This window comes from Corallococcus macrosporus DSM 14697 (assembly GCF_002305895.1).
GTDB classification, from domain to species: Bacteria; Myxococcota; Myxococcia; order Myxococcales; family Myxococcaceae; genus Myxococcus; species Myxococcus macrosporus.
This window is the reverse complement of the sequence record NZ_CP022203.1, coordinates 1,956,887-1,973,117: the sequence shown is the minus strand read 5'-3', so window position 1 is coordinate 1,973,117 and position 16,231 is coordinate 1,956,887. Positions and strand designations below refer to the sequence as shown.

The following is a 16,231-nucleotide window of genomic DNA, read 5'->3' as shown; positions in this document are numbered from 1 at the left end:
CCGTCAGTCCTCCGCGGGCGGCTCGACGGGCAGCTCCGCCGAGCGCCACATGTACCAGCTCGCCACCGAGCGCCAGGGCCGCCAGCGCTCGCCATATGCGAGCAGCGCCTTGGGCTTGGGCATCTCCGGCAGGCCGTAGGCGCGCATGAAGCCCTTGCGCACGCCATAGTCGTCCACGGGGAGCACGTCGGGCCGCTCGAGCTGGAACATGAGCAGCATCTCCACCGTCCACTGGCCAATGCCGCGCACCTGGGTGAAGTGCTCGATGAGCTCGGCGTCGTCCATGCGCCGCACCTTCGCCAGCGGGGGCACGGTGCCACTCAGCGTCTTGCGCGCCAGGTCCTGGAGCGCGGCCAGCTTGTTGGCGGACAGCCCCGCTTCGCGCAGCGAGGTGTCCGGCACGGCCAGCAGCGCCTCCGGGGTGAACTTGCGTCCCGAGCCCACGCGCTCGCACACGCGGCCGAAGATGGTGGCGGCCGCCTTGCCGTGGAGCTGCTGGTAGACGATGGACTCCGCCAGCGCGCCGAAGGGACTGTGCAGCGGACGCACCTGGAGCCGGAAGGGGCCCACGCGCTTCATCAGCGCGCCCAGCGTGGGGTCCGCGCGAGCCAGGGCGCGGCGGACCGCGGGCGTGTAGTAGGTGGGGTGTCGGATGACGTCGGGAGGCGGGCGGGGCATGGGCGTGGCCATGATGCCGCCGCCCAGCCCACCCCGCGCAACCCGAATCTTGCGGAGCACCGCCTAGATTGGCGCGGCGTGCTCCGTCTCCGCCGGCACCTGGGTGCGAGGCTCGCCCTCCATCAGCTCCTCGAACTCCTGCTGCATCTGCACGCCCAGGTCCACGAGCTGCTCCTTGGACAGGAGCTTGCGGACCTTCTTGAACAGCTCGCCCTCCTCCTCCTCGACGTGGTGCTCGATCTGCTCCTGGAGCACCTGCATCTTCGCGTCGAACTCCTCGTCGGACGGCTCCAGGTCCAGCAGGTCGGCGATGAGCCGCTTGGCGGAGAGGTGCTCCTCGGCGGCCTCGCGCAGGAGGTCCTCCGTGTCCTGCGCCTTGGCCGCGGGATAGAAGTACTGCTCCTCGATGGAGGCGTGCGCGCTCAGGCGGTCGGAGATCATCTCGAACAGCTCCTGCCGCTTCGCCTCCGCCCCGTCCGAGAGCTTCTCGTACTTCTTGAAGAGCTTCTTCACTTCGTCGTGCTGCTGCGTCAACAGTTCAATCGCGTCCATGGTGGCCCTCTCCCGTGTGTGGATGATGTGTGTCGCGCCGAGGTGTGAAGACGTGTGGCTCAGGTCGGCAGCTTCTTCGCCGGCAGGTCCTTCACGGCGGGGCCGTTGAGCACCTTGCCGGTGGGGCTGAAGCGCCCGCCGTGACAGGGGCAGTCCCAGGAGCGCTCCGCGCCGTTCCAGTGGACATGGCAGCCCAGGTGCGTGCACACCGGCGACACCGCGTGCGGGGTGCCGTCCTCCGCGCGGTACACCGCCACCTTCTGCCCGTCCACCTCCAGGACCTTGCCCTCGCCCGGCGCCACGTCCGCAAGCCGGTGTCCCTCCGGCCGTGCCAGGCGGTCCGCGACGAAGTGGAAGGCCACCTCCGCGTTCTCCTGGAGGAAGTCCTTCGCGCCCGCCTGGGGCTTCACCCGCGTCGCCGCGTAGAGCGCGGCGTAGGGGTTCTGCTGCTCCAGGATGAGGTCGGAGAGAATCATCCCCGCCAGCGTGCCGAAGGTCATGCCCGTGCCGGAGAAGCCGGTGGCCACGTAGACATGGCGGCTGGCGGTGTTGCGGCCGATGTACGCCAGCCCATCCGCGGGCTCGATGACCTGACCGGACCAGCGGTGGGTGATGTCCGTCACCGGGAAGCGCCGCAGCGTGTACGCCTCCAGCGCGGCGTAGCAGCGGGCGGTGTCCTCCTCGGTGCCGACCTTGTGGTCCTCGCCGCCCACGATGACGTAGGGGCGCCCGTTCACCTGATGCGTGCGGATGTAGTGATAGGGGTCCTGGCTGTCGTAGTACTGGCCCGGCTCCAGCGGTCCGTTGAGCGGCCCCGCCACCGCGTAGGTGCGGTAGGGGTACAGCTTGGTGTGCATGGCCACGCGGTTGAGCGGGGTGGTGGTGGCCTCCACCACGGCCGCAGCGGTGACGGTGCCTCGCTCCGTGACGACGCGGCAGGGCGCGCCGTCGTGAATCTCCGTCACCTTCGTGTGCTCGAAGAGGTGGCTGCCGTCGCCGGGAATCCGGTCCGCCAGCGCGAGCAGGTACTTGCGAGGATGGAAGAGCGCCTGGTCCTCCACCCGCATCGCGCCCTTCACCGGATACGGCAGGGGCACGTCCTGGGTGAAGGTGGCCAGCAGGCCGGCCTCGCGCGCGGCGGCGACCTCGGCGTGCAGCTCCGCCAGCTCACGCGCTGTCTCCGCGTAGCGGAACATCGGCACGCGCTGGAAGTCGCAGTCGATGCCCAGCTCCTCCACCAGCGCGGCGATCTGCTCGATGGCCGCGCGGCTGGAGGACGCCGCGAGCCGGGCGCCCTTCTCACCGAAGTCGTGCTTGAGCGTGGTGTAGGGCGTGTCGAGGACCTCGGTGAGGTGCGCGGTCGTCTGCCCCGTCTGCCCCGACAGGATGCGGTGCATCTCCAGCACCGCCACGCGCTTGCCGGCGCGCTTCAGGAGCCACGCCGTGGTCAGCCCCGCCATCCCCCCGCCAATGATGGCCACGTCCACCGTCACGTCGCCCGGCAGCGCCGGGAAGTCGCGCGGGGGGGCCGTCACCGTCCAAAGCGACCTGTGCGCCCGCTGCTCGTCGTCCATGGCCCAAGGCTAGGAACGCGGCGCCGGAGCGATAAGCCAGGGGGACGGCACGCGCGGCTGGCTGCCTACCCAGCTTCGAAGCGATGCGGATGTGCAGGAGCGAACACTCGCGCCCGCCCGGTGTTCGCAAATCGGGGTGCGGGCAAGCCTCCGCTGGGGCGGCTCGCCGTCGCGCGTTACAAAAACGCGCCCCAGGAGCCGAGGAGCTTCGACGATGCCCGTGGAAAGAATGGCTGGGAGCGCCAGCCTCGTCGACGTCCTGGACCGGGTGCTGGACCGGGGTCTGCGCTGGGACGACAACGTCCGCGGGCAGGCGCTCCAGGACTGGCCTCCCGCGTCCACACGCCCCATCGTGGTGAAGTTCGTGGAGGTGCGAACGCCTCCCCCCCATCCCCACGGAGCCTGACGCAGTGGCCCCTCCCGTCGCACTCACGACGCCCCTGTCCGAGCCAGACGTCGAGGCGCGGCTCGCCCTGGCCGAGCACCTGCTCGCCTGCGACGAGCCCCGTCTGTGCGCGCAGCGGGTGGTGGACTGGCTCACCCGCCAGCGCCCCTCGGACGTGGCCGCCTGCCTCGCGCGCGACGGCGGGACGGGCCGGTGGGTCTGCCTCGCGGCCCGGAACCTCTCCGAGTCCGAGCGCGCCGCCCTGGCCTTCCAGCCCGGGACGTCCACCCATCCGCTGGCCGAGGCGCCACACCAGGACGGACCCCGCTTCTTCGCCGCGCCCCGCGCGCCCCTGCCGCCCGGAGGCTGCATCACCCTGCCCCTGGGCCGGCCGGGGGCCCCCGCGGTGGGCCTGCTGCTGCTCTCCGCGGACAGCCCCACGCCGTCGCCGGACGCGGCCTGGGTGAGCGCGCACTTCGGGCCCCGGCTGGCCAGCGCGCTCCCCACCCTCTCCCGCGAGGTGGCCGGAGGCGAGCTGCTCCGCCGCATCATCGACACCGTGGTGGACCCGGTGCTGCTCACGGATTTGGAGGGGCGGCCCCACATCGCCAACGCCCGCGCGGAGGTGCTGCTGGTGGCGGGCCCGGACGCGAGCGAAGGCCGCCGCCGCGCCACCGAGCTCAACCAGCAGGTGTTCTCCGCCGCGCTGGCCAGCTTCGCCAGCGGCGGCGCGTCCGCCGTGCGCCGCCGGGAGGTGCCCCTGGTGGACCCGGTGGAGGGAATCGACCTGCTCTTCGAGGTCGTCAGCACGCCCGTCGTCGAACCGGATGGCCGCGAGGCCCTGGTGAGCGTGCTGCGCAACGTGACGGACCTGGGCCGCGCCACCCAGGCGCTGGGTGAGAGCTACCGGCGCCTGCGCGCCACGGAGCGGGAGGCCCGCAGCGAGCGCCACCGCCTGGACCGCGTGCTGGACTCCGTGCCGGACCCCATCATCCTGTCGGACCCGGCGGGCGGAATGGTGATGATGAACGGCCCGGCGGAGAAGCTCTTCGCCACGCACCCCGACAGCGGCGAGGACGCGCTGCGCCGGCTGCGCTCCAACAACGCCGGCTTCGCGTCGTTCCTCGCCAACCTGATGGACGCGGAGGGCCGGCCCCGCTGGCGCGGGCAGCTCGCGCTGGTGGACCCGGCCACGGGCGCCACGCTCCCCATGGAGGCCGTGGCCAGCAAGGTCCTGGGCGACGCCGGGGAGCTGACGGGCATCGTCACCCTCTTCCATGACCGCAGCGAGGCGCTGGAGAAGGCGCGCCTGCTGGAGCGGGTGAAGGAGGGCTCCGTCCACCTGGAGGCGCGGGTGCAGGCCGCCACCGCGGAGCTGGCCGAACAGAACGAGATGCTGCGCCGGCAGGCCATCCAGGTGGAGCAGGCCAGCGCGGCCAAGTCCCAGTTCCTGGCCAACATGTCCCACGAGTTCCGCACGCCGCTCAACGCCATCCTCGGCTACACGAACATGCTGCTGCAGGGCGTGTCCGGCGAGCTGAACCCGGCGCAGAAGCGGAACCTCACGCGCATCGACTCCAATGGCAGGCACCTGCTGGAGGTCATCAACGAGATCCTGGACATCACCCGCATCGAGGCGGGCCGCATGCCGCTCAACCTGTCGGACTTCGGAATCCCGGAGCTGTTCCAGGAGGTGATGGCGGAGATGGACCCCATCATCGCGCGCAGCAAGCTGACGGTGAGCACCGAGCTCGGGCCGCGGGTGCCGGCGGTGTACAGTGACCGGCAGAAGGTGAAACAAATCGTCCTCAACCTCCTGTCGAATGCGCTGAAGTTCACGCATGAAGGCTCGGTGCAGGTGCGAGCCGAGTACGAGGCTGCTACGTCCACGCTCGCCATCTCCGTGACGGACACGGGCATTGGCATCGACCCCGCGAATCAGGAGAAGATCTTCGACGACTTCCAGCAGGTGGACAGCTCCCCCACCCGCGCTTATGGAGGGACGGGCCTGGGGCTCTCCATCTGCCGTCGTCTGGCCACCATGCTGGGGGGGCGCGTCACCCTCCAGAGCACCCAAGGCGAGGGTTCGACCTTCACCCTGCACTTCCCCCGACGCGCGAGGCGCGCATGACGACCCCATCTGAGACACCGAAGCCCCTCGTGCTGGTCGTCGACGACTACCAGGACGCCAGGGAGATGTACGCCGAGTACCTGGAGTTCTCCGGCTTCCGCGTGGCCGAGGCGAAGAATGGCCAGGAGGCGCTGGACAAGGCCTTCGAGCTGCACCCCGACATCATCCTCATGGACCTGTCGCTGCCCATCATGGACGGCTGGGAGGCGACGCGGCGGCTGAAGAACGACGACCGCACGCGCACCATCCCCGTGGTGGCCCTGACGGGGCATGCGATGACGGGCCAATCCGACGAAGCCAAGGGCGCGGGCTGCGACTCCTTCGTCACCAAGCCCTGCCTTCCGGACGCGCTGGTGGATGAAGTCCGCCGCGTGCTGGCCACCCACGGAGGCGCACAGCCGAGGTGAAGCGCACCATGCCCCGGACGACACGGCCCCGGAAGGGAGCGGCTCGCGGCGGCAAGCGCGCGCCCCAGGCCGCCCGGCCGCCACCTCCCGAGCCGGAGCCGGTGACGCCGGACGGCCCCCGGTACCTCTACGGCATCGTTCGCGCCACGGCGGCCCTGGAGCTCGGGCGCATCGGCGTGGGCACCGTCCCGACGCAGGTGTACGCCCTCCACGAGTCCGGCCTGGCGGCGCTGGTGTCCGAGGCGCCCGGGCGGGTGGTGGACCCGACGCGGGCGCACCTGCTGGGCCACCAGCGCGTCACCGAGCACCTCCTCCGCGAGCACACCGTGCTCCCCGCGGCCTTCGGCACCGTCTTGGCCTCCGAGGCCCAGGTCCGCGACCTGCTGCGCACCGCCCATGACGCGCTGGCCGGGGTGCTGGAGGCGCTGGAGGGCAAGGTGGAGCTGGGCCTCAAGGTGCTCTGGCACCGCGAGCACCTGGTCCAGCGGCTGCTGTTGGAGGACGCCCAGCTCGCCCGCCGTGACGACGAGCCGGAGGCCGAGCACGAACAGCGGCTGGCGTCCGCCGTGGAGGACCGCGCCGGGCGCGACATGCGCGCGCTGCTGGAGGGCCTGCGGCCACGCGCCGTGGCCCTGCGTGAGCACCCGCCCGTGGGAGAGCGGATGCTGCTCAACGCGGCCTTCCTCGTCGAGCGGACCGGGCTGGAGTCCTTCGAGGAGAAGGTGCGCTCCCTGGCGGCGCGCTCGGACACCTACGCGTTCCGCTTCACCGGCCCCTGGGCGCCGTACAGCTTCGTGGACGTGCGCCTGGGCCCGCGTGACGAGGACGCGGTGGGGACCTGAGCCCAGGCCCCCACCCGCGCGTCACTTCCCCGAAGCGGAGGACACGGGCGCCGTCACCCGCGCCGCCTCTTCCGCCAACGCGTCCAGGCCCGAGTGGAGCCGCGCCCAGCCCGAGGTGTGCTCGGTCCGGGCGTAGTAGCCATCCTCGGCCTTGGCCACCGTGACATGCCCGACGGGGCGGCCCGCGCGGAGGTACTCCACGCGGAAGGCCTCTTGCGGCTCGCCACCGGGAGGCGCCTCGTCGCGGCCGAGCAGGTCCAGCGGCACCATCCGCCACACGCGGTCATGCCAGTTGCGCGCGAAGTCGTCCGGCTGCTCCGGCGCCTCCTCCGGCGCCAGCGCCACCGGGCCGGGCGCCTTGCCCGTGGCCCGGAAGGCGCGGGTGATGCCGCCCGCGCGGATGCTCACCGCGTCGAAGTCACCCAGGTCGAAGGTGTGCAGCCGGCGGTCCACCAGGCGGCTGCTGGCGTTCTCCAGGTCCGGCAGCATCGCCGGGCCCAGCAGGTACACGCGGCCGTCCTCCTCGCTGCGCAGGTACGGCGTCCCCCAGCCACCCGCGGGCGACGCCAGGGCGAACACGCGCGCCTTGCCGCCCACCGTCAGCGTCAGCTTGCGAGGCGAGGTAGCCAGGCCGACCTCCTCCAGCTTCTTCGCGTCCAGCGCCCCCAGCGCGCGCATGGCGCGCATGGGCGCGAAGCGGGAGAACAGCTTGTCCGCCACCTCGTTGGCGCGCAGCTCGCGCGGCGGTGGCGGCGCCTCCCGTGCCGCGACGGGTGGCTGAGCAGGCGTGGCGGCGCCCGTGCCCGCGTCGGGCTCCACGGCCGCGGTGGCCGTGCCGGCGTCACCGCTGCCCGCGTCGGTGGCGCCGTCCTTCGCGCCGTCTTTCGCGCCGCCGGAGCCCGGCCGGGGGGATTTGGAGCCCAGGCGCACCCAGAGCTGGTCGCGCGCGCTCGCATCCCGGAACACGTCCACGAAGCGGGTGTCGTCCTCGTAGCGGATGCTGTCCAGCGCGCGCACCGGGACGTCCACCACGGTGGCTTCGCCCGGGCCCGCGGAGGGCTCGCGCTGCCAGACGACGAAGGCCGCCACCAGCGCGGCCGCCGCCAGGGCCCCTTGCAGGGCCAGGTCCCGAACCTTCATCGCTCACCTCCCGCCACCGCGGGGCGCGGCGCGCGGCGTCCCCGCCGGCGCGTCGTCACGAAGCCCACCGCCAGCACCAGGGCCGGGCCCAGGAACACCGTCGCGTAGAACCAGAGGACGTCCTGCTCCCGCGTGTGCAGGATGGGCGTGTCTTCCTCCGAGGACACCGCGCCGGAGATGGACTCCTCGCCGGTGAGCCACCGCAGCGTGTCCAACGCCAGGTACGCGTTGCCCATGTTGCCCAGCAGCAGGTCCCCCACCGCGTCCGCGTCCGCCATCACCACGGCGCGCATCGCCTCCTGGCCGGCCGGCGCGGGCTTCTCCACCGCGATGACCAGGGGCCAGGGCCGCCGCGTCTCGCCCGCATCCAACGTGAAGTTGCCGTTGGCGTCCGCGAAGGTGGCGCCGTGCGCGCGCACCGACACGTTCTGCGCGATGCCGCCGGGCAGCGGCTGAAGCTGCTCCAGCGCGCCCGCGCTCACGAAGACGGTCGGCATTTGCCCCGCCAGCGACGACAGCGAGGTGACGGACGGGTGCGAGGAGAACGTCGCCGTGCCCAGGTTGCCGCGGTCGCTCTGCTGCCGCGTGGTGCGGAAGTACACCTGGTCATTGGCCAGCGGCGTCTTGAGGAACTTCAGGCCCCAAGGCTCCAGCAGCGGCTGGAGGTCCGGCCCGTCCGGCTCCAACGCCAGCCACAGCCGACCGCCGCGCGCGGCGTACTCGCTCAGCGCATTCAGCTCCTCGGGGAGGAACGCCTGCGTCGGCCCCGCCACCACCACCACGGCGGCGTCACGCGGCACCTCGGTGCCCAGCCCCTCGGAGACGCCGAGCGGCCGCACGTCCACGTTCTGCGCGCGCATCAGCTCCTTCAGCTTCTCCACGGACGGGCGCATCGTCTCGCCCGGCACCGCGCGCGACTCGGCGCGCTCGCCGTGGCCCGCCGTGAAGTAGACGACCCGGCGAGGCCGCGCCACCGTCAGCAGTCGGCGCTGGACCTCCTGGTCCAACCGCTGGAGCTGACCGCGCGCCCGCTCGATTTCCAGCCCCACCGTGAGGGGCTCCTTCCGGTCGCCGCGCGCCAGGACGACGGTGCCGTTGCTGTGGACGCCCAGCGACCTCGCCCGCACCGGCTCCACCGCCTGGTCCAGCCGCTCCACGTTGAGCAGCCCCGGGCTCTCCACCGCCAGGTCCCGGAAGTACTGGCCCACCGCCTCGCCCACCTCGTTCGCGGGCGGGAAGAAGAGCGTCACCTGGAGCGGCTCGTTGAGCCCGCGAATCACCTTGCGCGTGCCGTCGCCGGGCTTCGCGGTGCGGAAGTAGGACAGGTCCCACGTCGCGTCGGCCTGGGTGGCGACGAACATGGACGCGAAGGCGAAGATGAGCACGAAGGCCAGCCCCAGCCCGGAGTACAGCGCGCTGCGGACGCGGCCCGTCTCCAGCAGCGGCGCGCGCGTCATCGCCGCGGCGGCCACCTCCACCATCGCCAAGGGCAGCAGGCAGCACGCGAGCAGCGCGGGGAACAGCGCCGCCAGCGACACCGCCAGCCTCGGCGCCTTCTGGGACAGCGGCCCGCCAAAGAGGGCCGAGCCCGCGTCCGACTGGAGGAAGTAGAGCCCCAGCGCCAGCAGGCCCACGCCGTACAGGCCGGACACCCACGCCTCGACGGCGCGCCGGTCCGCGCTGGCCGACCGCATCCGCGTCAGGCGCCAGCCCAGCGCGCCCACCGCCACCGCCACGCCCAGGCCGGACAGGACGGTGCGGCCCGTGCCGATGCCGAGGATGCGCTCACCGATGAAGACGGCCAGCAGGCCCGCGACGAAGACCAGCGTCACGGGGAGTCCCCCGCGTGAAGAACGGGCGCTCATCGCCACCTCCGCGCCTCGAGCACCCGCGTGGCCGCGAACAGCGCCACGTAGGTGACCACGAGGTAGTAGACGACGTCACGCACGTGGATGAGCCCCACCTGGAACGGCGGGAAGTGCTGATTCCACAGCGACATCGCGCTGAAGACGTCCGCCAGCGGCTGCTCGGTGATGCGGGCCAGCAGCCAGCACAGGATGAGGGCCACCAGCATCACCGCGGAGGTAATCGCCGCGAGCAACTGGTTGCGCGCCAGCGCGGAGCCGAAGGTCCCCACCGCCAGCGACGCGCTGCCCAACAGCAGCAGGCCGAGGTACCCCGCCGCCACGTGCCCGAAGGACACCTTGCCGTTCACCATCACCAGCAGCGGCATGTACACCGTGCACGCCACGTACAGCGCCAGGAAGGCCAGCCCCGCCAGGAACTTGCCCAGCACGATGTCCCTGTCGCGCAGCGGTGACGAGTACAACAGCGGCAGCGTGCCCGTCTGGCGCTCCTCGGCCAAGAGGCGCATGGAGATGAACACCGAGGCGACGATGGTGAAGCCGCTCGAATAGTAGAAGAACTGGGACAGCACCTCGGCGGAGCGCTTGCTGGCGCCACCCAGGGCGTACGCGTTGAAGAACAAGCCGTTCAACGCGAGGATGACCGCGATGATGACGTAGCCGCTGAGCGTGCGCAGGTACGCGGACAGCTCGCGGCGGGCGATGAGCAGCGCCTTCACGCGCGCACCTCCTGGCCGTGTGTCAGCCGCAGGAAGATGGATTCGAGCTGGCCGGCGCCCTGGTCCAGCCGCAACAACTCCAGACCCGCGCCCACCACCGCCTGCGCCACCTGGGGACGCCGGTCCGGGGAGGTCCGCACCGTCAGCGCCACCAGGCCGTCCGCCGCGCGGTCCACCTCCACCGCGCCGAAGCCCTGGAGCACCTCCACCGCGCGCGCCTTGTCGCCGCGCACCTCCAGCTCGATGGTGCCCCGGCCGCCCATCTTCGCGGCCAGCTCCTCCTCCGTGCCCTGCGCCACCAGCATCCCCTTGTGGATGATGAGCAGCCGGTCACACGTCTGGGAGATTTCGGGGAGGATGTGGCTGGAGACGAGCACCGTGTGCGCGCCCTTCAGCCCGCGGATGACGTCGCGCATCTCCACGATTTGCCGCGGGTCCAGGCCGCTGGTGGGCTCGTCGAGGATGAGCAGCGCGGGCTTGTGCACCAGCGCCTGCGCCACGCCCACGCGCTGACGGTAGCCATGGCTGAGCGTGGAGATGAGCTCGCCGTGGACGTCGCGAAGGCCGGTCTTCTCCTCGGCCTCGCCCACGCGGCTGGCGGTGTCCCGGGCCGTGACGCCGCGGAGCTGCGCGACGTAGGCCAGGTACTCACCCACCGTCATCTCGTCATAGAGCGGAGGCACGTCCGGCAGGTAGCCGATGCGCTGGCGGACCTCGTGGGCATTGCTCACCACGTCATGGCCGTCGATGACGACGCGCCCCGAGGTCGGCAGCAGCACGCACCCCAGGACCTTCAGCGTCGTCGATTTTCCAGCGCCATTGAGGCCCAGGAAGCCAATCACTTCTCCCTGGCTGATGGTGAAGGCCAGCTCCCGGATCGCCGCGTGCTCACCGTAGTACTTGGTCAGCCCTTCGACCTGAATCATCAGGTGTCCTCTCCCCTTCGTATGCGTCGTTTCTTCTGGCGCAGCGGAGGGGATTGTCAAGCGCCGGCCCCGTCAAGAATGGCGGTATTCAGGGCCCTCCGTCGTGCGACCCAGGGTGAAACGCAGCGCGCCCTCCAGGTCGGGAAGGAGGAAGGCGAACCCCAGCCGCTGGGCCGCTTGGGGCACGATTCGCGCGCCGTCCAGCAGCGCCTCCTGCCCCATCTGACCGAAGAGCGTGCGGACCACGGGCGCGGGGACCGGGAAGACAGCCGGGCGCCGCAGCACCTTGCCCAGGGTCCGGGCGAAGTCCGCCTGTCTCACGGCCCCCGGCGCGACGGTATTGAGGGCGCCGCGCGCCGCCTCGGTGAAGAGGGAGAAGTGGATGAGGCCGAGCACGTCCTCCAGCGCCACCCAGCTCATCCACTGCCGCCCGGAGCCGATGGGCCCGCCGCCGCCCGCGAGGAACGCGGGGAGCATCTTCGCCAGGGCGCCCTCGCGCGCGTCCAGCACGGGGCCGATGCGCAGGTGGACCACGCGGATGCCGGCGGCCTCGGCGGGCTCGGCGGCGGCCTCCCATTCGCGTGAGACCTGGGAGAGGAAGCCCTTCCCGTCGGTGCTGCTCTCCTCGGTGAGGAGCTCGTCGCCACGGTCGCCGTAGATGCTGCTGCCGCCCGCGGAGACGAGCACCTTCGGCTTGCGCTTCATGCGCGCCAGGGCCTCGGCCAGGGTGCGGGTGCCCTGGGTGCGGCTCTTGAGGATGGCGTCCTTGTACTCGGGGGTCCAACGCTGGCCCGCCACGTTGACTCCAGCGAGGTGCACCACGGCGTCCACGCCTTCGAGCGCGTCGGTGTCCACCTCGCCCTTGTCGGGCGCCCAGGCGACCTCGCTCCGCGCGGGGTCCGCCTTGCCGCGCACCAGGCGCTTCACGGTGTGGCCGCCGGTGGTGAGGAAGGGCACCAGCGAGGAGCCGACCAGCCCCGAGGCACCGGTGACGGCGATGGTGAGCGGCCCTTGCCCCGCGAAGGCGGCGTGGCGCTTGAGGTCCTCGCGGGTGATGCGGTGCCGGTACGCGAACATCCGCTCCAGGGTGCGGCGCGCGAAGCCTCCGCCGAAGAGGCTGCCCAGCGGGCCCACGGGGAGGATGTACTCCACCTCGTCGTCCAGGATGGACGTGCCCGTGGTGGGCTCGGGCCACATCCGGTGGGTGTGGACCCACTTCGTGAAGGGGCCGGACCGCTGGGTGTCCTGGAACATGGCGCCTTCGGAGTAGGCGGTGTGCTCGGCCACCAGGCGCTGGGGGACGGGGCCCACGCGCATGCGGACGACGACGCGGGCGCCGGTGCGGATGCCGTCGCCGGTGCGCTCCAGTACCTCCATCCGCTCCCAGGGGGGCGCCAGGCGCTCGAACGCCCCTTCCCGGGCATGCCAGGCGAAGAGGTCACTGGCTGAGACGGGCATCCGGCTGCGAGCATCGAAGACGTGCGACTTGCCCATGTTCCCTCCTGGGGCGACAGTGCGGCGGCGCATGATTGCTCCAGAGTCCCTTGAACGCGCGGTGGAATTGCTGCGGCGCGGTGGTGTCGTCGCCCTGCCGACGGAAACCGTCTACGGTCTGTCCGCCAACGCGGAGGACGAGCTGGCAGTACGCCGCGTCTTCGCCATCAAGGGCCGTCCCGCCACCCACCCGCTCATCGTCCACATCCCGGGGGTGGAGCACCTGGGCGCCTGGGCCCATGAAGTCCCGGAGGCCGCGAGGAAGCTGGCCGAGGCCTTCTGGCCGGGGCCGTTGACGCTGGTGCTGAAGCGCACCGCCCGGGCCACGGATGCTGTCACGGGGGGGCAGGACACGGTGGCCCTGCGTGTACCGAATCACCCGGTGGCGCTCGCGGTGCTGCGGAGGCTGGGCGGTGGGCTTGCCGCGCCGAGCGCGAACCGGTTCGGGAAGGTCAGCCCCACGACTGCGGAACACGTGCGGGAGGACCTGGGTGGCGACGTGGACCTGGTCCTGGATGGAGGCCCGTGCACGGTGGGCGTGGAGTCGACCATCGTGGACTTGAGCTCGGAGGAGCCCGCGATTCTGCGGCCCGGTGGACTGGCGGCGGAGAACGTGGAGCGGGTGCTGGGGCGGAAGGTGCCGGTGCGGACGACGTCCAAGGTGCGCGTGTCGGGTTCACTGGAGTCGCACTACGCGCCGCGTGCCGGTGTGGTGCTGGTGGAGCCCGGACAGGCCGTGGCGCGGGTCCAGGAGTTGCGTGGACAGGGATTGCGCGTGGGTGTGCTGGGACCGGCGAGCCTTGCGTTGCCAGCTGATGTGCCGCGCTTCGATGTACCGGATGAGCCTGCTGGGGCTGCGCGTGTGCTGTACGCCCGGCTGCGTGAGGCGGATGCACAGGGGCACGACGTGCTGGTGGCGTGCCTCCCGGCGGAGAGCGGGCTGGGCATCGCGGTCCGGGACCGGCTGTCGCGCGCCGCAGCTCCGCGGGGATAGCGCGTCCCGACGTCGTCATCTACGGCCACGCTGACGACCTGCGCTTCCGCTCTGAACCGGATGGGAAGCTCATGCCGTACTGCAAGCGATGAAGGTGACGACCCAGGAGGCTGCGCTCTTGAAGTTCTATGTGGTCGAAGAAGACAGGACCACTGAGTTCACCGGTAGCCTACGAGCGCGCCCTCCCTGGGGGTTCCCAGGCGTCAGTCCCTGCGACGCATGTGGAGCTGCGGGAGGCTGGGCTGGTCTCCAGTACCCATGCGTAGACCTGTCGAGCCTCCCGGAGCGACAGGCATTCGAAAATCCAGGCCGGCAGGTCAGCCTCGAGGAGTTCTCTCGATTGAGAGAACGGGTCCGACCTCTCGCGCCCAGTTGGGCTCGGCTGGAACCGGGCGCAGATTTTGGTCCGCCCACAGGTACGGGCAGCGGGGCCTTTGGCGACCTCTTCATGCAGAACCCCTGGTCGCTTTACATCCGCCGTGAAGCCGTGGAGCGTCTTCAGGCGGCGGGCATCCAAGGCCTTTCAGGCTGCACGTTGAATGTGCAGTACCGCGGCAAGAACCCACCTGAGTTGCTCGCCATGCAGTTGGAACTTCATGGCCGACTGCACCTTGATGGCGTGTCTCCTGAAATGAGCCAAGCCTGCTCGACGTGCGGGATGCCCCGTCACGGGCTACCTCAGCCACCGACTCTCGACCTACATTCGATACCAGAGCCTCCAGATCTTTTTCGGCTACACGACTGGCCCACATTCATCGTGGCCAGCGAACGAATGGCGGACTCCGTGCGGCGACTTTCCTTGACGGGAGTCCGCTTCAACGAACTCGCGGCCCGATAAGTCCCTCGCTTCTACTGGAGGAGAGGGCGCCGCAATGCTCTGCGGATGGCACTTCCACCGATTTCACCCACCCAGTCCCGATAAGGGAACCGGGTTATTAACCCTCATCAATGAGGGCAAGGGCGCCTCCTCCCTACTCTCGAGGCCACAACGTCCCTGAACGTTCTGGAGCCCTCTCGATGAGCACCACCCGCCTTCACTCCCGCTCTCTGGGAGTCCTCTTTCTCCTTCCATTCTTCGCCTACGGCATCGGCACCGCGCTCGTCACCTCCATCCTGCAGGAGCCGGAGCACCTGGCCGTAGTGGCCGGGCAGAGGACGCTGTTCGTCGGGGGCGCGCTGCTGCTCCTGTTGAACTCCATCCTCGTCGTCGGGATTGGCGTGCTGTGCTTTCCGATCCTCCGAGCGCGGAGCCCGAGCATCGCCGTCGCGTACGTCTGCACGCGGGTCATGGAGGCGCTGGTCCTCATCATCGGAGTGATTTTCCTCCTGTGCATCCTTCAGCTCGGAGCTTCCGCGCAAGGGCAGCCGGCGCCGGAACTGGTGACCCTGACCCGACTTCTCTCGAAGGGGAACTTCTGGGCGTACCAGCTCGCGATGATCATCCTGGGGACCGGCAGCGTGGCGTTCTGCCTATCGCTGTACCGCGCCCGGCTTCTTCCCTCATTGCTCCCGCTGGTGGGCGCGCTGGGCTACGGGCTTCTGGCGCTGGGGGCCGTGCTCGAGCTCTTCGGGCTGCCGTGGGGCATCTTCTTCTCCGGCCCCGGAGGCCTCTTCGAGCTGTTCCTGGGCGGCTGGCTCATCGCCAAGGGGTTCCGAACCGTCACCCCTTCCGTCGCGGCGTAGCCGGCTTGCCGCGCGTGGCAATGCGCTTTCGGATCCGGCTCAGCGACTCGGGTTGCACGCCGATGTAGCTGGCCAGTTGATACTGCGGAATCCGCTGAAGCATGTCCGGCCGCGTCTTCGAGAGCTTGAGGTAGCGCTGCTCCGGGGTATCGGTGAGGTACGAAGCGAACCGCTCCTGCTGCTCCGCCAGGACCTTCTGCATCACCATCCGGGAGATGCTCTCGAAGCGGGGGAAGCGTCGATACAGGTCCCCCTCGCGTTGCTCCGTGCCGACCACCACCGTGGTGTCTTCCACGCAGACCAGGAAGTGCTCCGCCGGGGTCTGGTTCACCATGCTGTGAATCGAGAGGACCCATTCGTCCTCGGTGAAGAACCCGCTGCTCCGCTCCTCACCGTCAACGACGGAGTACTGGCGGACGCAGCCCTGGAGGACGAAGTAGGCCTCGGTGCAGACCTGGCCCGCCATGAGCAGGTGCGTGCCTTTCGGGCAGGTCTTCACCACCATGCTGTCCAGGATGGCCAGGGCCTCCTCGTCCGACAAAGGAGCGATGCGGCGGAAGTAGTCGACGAGTCTGTGTTTCATGTGGGCACTGCGCGACCGGAGGAAGCCGCATCATCCCATCAGACCGGCGGACGTGGCCCGAAAATGTGCATCCGGCCAGGGCACCGGAGCGCCCTCCGAGCTGGCCAATCGGGTCGCGGCTCCGAATCGAGCAGGCGTTCAAAATGACCGTCCTCATCACCGCCAGCCGCCTCCTGGTATCCTCAGCGAATGGAACCTCCGGCGGCTTCAACCACCACGCAGAGAATCGGCATCCCAGAATGGGGCCGCTGGGTCGGC

General features: G+C 70.6%; 16 protein-coding genes. 7 read left to right on the top strand and 9 right to left on the bottom strand.

Annotation, left to right across the window (positions count from 1 at the left end; genetic code table 11):
* Positions 1 to 3: 3 nt before the first annotated feature.
* From MYMAC_RS08390 to MYMAC_RS08380, 3 genes are all read right to left on the bottom strand, one after another.
* Positions 4 to 678 carry a DNA-3-methyladenine glycosylase family protein gene (locus tag MYMAC_RS08390; RefSeq protein WP_095961522.1) on the bottom strand — a complete coding sequence of 225 codons (675 nt, stop codon included), beginning with the start codon at positions 676 to 678 and terminating at the stop codon, positions 4 to 6.
* Positions 679 to 741: 63 nt separating this feature from the next.
* Positions 742 to 1,230, bottom strand: a complete 489-nt coding sequence (locus MYMAC_RS08385) for a hemerythrin domain-containing protein (protein WP_095957692.1) — start codon at positions 1,228 to 1,230, stop codon at positions 742 to 744.
* A gap of 59 nt (positions 1,231 to 1,289) precedes the next feature.
* Positions 1,290 to 2,804, bottom strand: a complete 1,515-nt coding sequence (locus tag MYMAC_RS08380) for an FAD-dependent oxidoreductase (protein ID WP_095957691.1) — start codon at positions 2,802 to 2,804, stop codon at positions 1,290 to 1,292.
* A 214-nt stretch (positions 2,805 to 3,018) separates the two neighbouring features.
* On the opposite strand from MYMAC_RS08380, the gene MYMAC_RS08375 reads away from it, so the two are divergent.
* Genes MYMAC_RS08375 through MYMAC_RS08360 form a run of 4 tightly spaced genes read left to right on the top strand, consistent with a single transcriptional unit; the run spans position 3,019 to position 6,569 of the window.
* Positions 3,019 to 3,210 (top strand): hypothetical protein, encoded by a 192-nt coding sequence (locus tag MYMAC_RS08375; protein ID WP_013935304.1) that lies wholly within the window; start codon positions 3,019 to 3,021, stop codon positions 3,208 to 3,210.
* A gap of 4 nt (positions 3,211 to 3,214) precedes the next feature.
* Complete coding sequence (locus MYMAC_RS08370) at positions 3,215 to 5,320, top strand: PAS domain-containing sensor histidine kinase (protein ID WP_204817478.1); 2,106 nt, start codon at positions 3,215 to 3,217, stop codon at positions 5,318 to 5,320.
* The gene (locus MYMAC_RS08365; protein WP_043708951.1) at positions 5,317 to 5,727 is read left to right on the top strand and encodes a response regulator; all 411 of its coding nucleotides are present in this window, start codon (positions 5,317 to 5,319) and stop codon (positions 5,725 to 5,727) included. The genes MYMAC_RS08370 and MYMAC_RS08365 overlap by 4 nt, the downstream gene beginning before the upstream one ends.
* Positions 5,728 to 5,735: 8 nt before the next feature.
* Positions 5,736 to 6,569 (top strand): GvpL/GvpF family gas vesicle protein, encoded by an 834-nt coding sequence (locus tag MYMAC_RS08360; RefSeq protein ID WP_204817476.1) that lies wholly within the window; start codon positions 5,736 to 5,738, stop codon positions 6,567 to 6,569.
* Positions 6,570 to 6,590: 21 nt separating this feature from the next.
* On the opposite strand, the gene MYMAC_RS08355 is transcribed toward MYMAC_RS08360, so the two are convergent.
* The 5 genes from MYMAC_RS08355 to MYMAC_RS08335 all read right to left on the bottom strand — a co-directional run bounded on the left by MYMAC_RS08355 (position 6,591) and on the right by MYMAC_RS08335 (position 12,713).
* Positions 6,591 to 7,709 carry a hypothetical protein gene (locus tag MYMAC_RS08355; RefSeq protein WP_095957688.1) on the bottom strand — a complete coding sequence of 373 codons (1,119 nt, stop codon included), beginning with the start codon at positions 7,707 to 7,709 and terminating at the stop codon, positions 6,591 to 6,593.
* Positions 7,706 to 9,574 carry a Gldg family protein gene (locus tag MYMAC_RS08350; RefSeq protein ID WP_095957687.1) on the bottom strand — a complete coding sequence of 623 codons (1,869 nt, stop codon included), beginning with the start codon at positions 9,572 to 9,574 and terminating at the stop codon, positions 7,706 to 7,708. Before MYMAC_RS08350 ends, MYMAC_RS08355 begins: the two co-directional genes overlap by 4 nt.
* Positions 9,571 to 10,293 (bottom strand): ABC transporter permease, encoded by a 723-nt coding sequence (locus MYMAC_RS08345; protein ID WP_095957686.1) that lies wholly within the window; start codon positions 10,291 to 10,293, stop codon positions 9,571 to 9,573. Before MYMAC_RS08345 ends, MYMAC_RS08350 begins: the two co-directional genes overlap by 4 nt.
* Positions 10,290 to 11,219, bottom strand: coding sequence for an ABC transporter ATP-binding protein (locus MYMAC_RS08340; RefSeq protein ID WP_095957685.1), 930 nt, complete (start codon positions 11,217 to 11,219; stop codon positions 10,290 to 10,292). The genes MYMAC_RS08345 and MYMAC_RS08340 overlap by 4 nt, the downstream gene beginning before the upstream one ends.
* A 72-nt stretch (positions 11,220 to 11,291) precedes the next feature.
* Positions 11,292 to 12,713: a TIGR01777 family oxidoreductase gene (locus MYMAC_RS08335; protein ID WP_095957684.1), complete on the bottom strand. Its 1,422-nt coding sequence runs from the start codon at positions 12,711 to 12,713 to the stop codon at positions 11,292 to 11,294.
* 31 nt (positions 12,714 to 12,744) lie between these two features.
* Here MYMAC_RS08335 and MYMAC_RS08330 point away from each other — a divergent pair, with 31 nt between their 5' ends.
* The 3 genes from MYMAC_RS08330 to MYMAC_RS08320 all read left to right on the top strand — a co-directional run bounded on the left by MYMAC_RS08330 (position 12,745) and on the right by MYMAC_RS08320 (position 15,390).
* The gene (locus MYMAC_RS08330) at positions 12,745 to 13,707 is read left to right on the top strand and encodes an L-threonylcarbamoyladenylate synthase (protein WP_095957683.1); all 963 of its coding nucleotides are present in this window, start codon (positions 12,745 to 12,747) and stop codon (positions 13,705 to 13,707) included.
* Between the two features lie 118 nt (positions 13,708 to 13,825).
* Positions 13,826 to 14,545 (top strand): SitI6 family double-CXXCG motif immunity protein, encoded by a 720-nt coding sequence (sitI6, locus tag MYMAC_RS08325; protein ID WP_095961521.1) that lies wholly within the window; start codon positions 13,826 to 13,828, stop codon positions 14,543 to 14,545.
* A gap of 179 nt (positions 14,546 to 14,724) precedes the next feature.
* Positions 14,725 to 15,390 carry a DUF4386 domain-containing protein gene (locus tag MYMAC_RS08320; RefSeq protein ID WP_095957682.1) on the top strand — a complete coding sequence of 222 codons (666 nt, stop codon included), beginning with the start codon at positions 14,725 to 14,727 and terminating at the stop codon, positions 15,388 to 15,390.
* On the opposite strand, the gene MYMAC_RS08315 is transcribed toward MYMAC_RS08320, so the two are convergent.
* Entirely contained in the window at positions 15,368 to 15,973 is a 606-nt protein-coding gene (locus MYMAC_RS08315; protein WP_095957681.1) for a Crp/Fnr family transcriptional regulator, read from the bottom strand. The two genes, MYMAC_RS08320 and MYMAC_RS08315, sit on opposite strands and share 23 nt — an antisense overlap.
* Positions 15,974 to 16,231 lie beyond the last annotated feature (258 nt).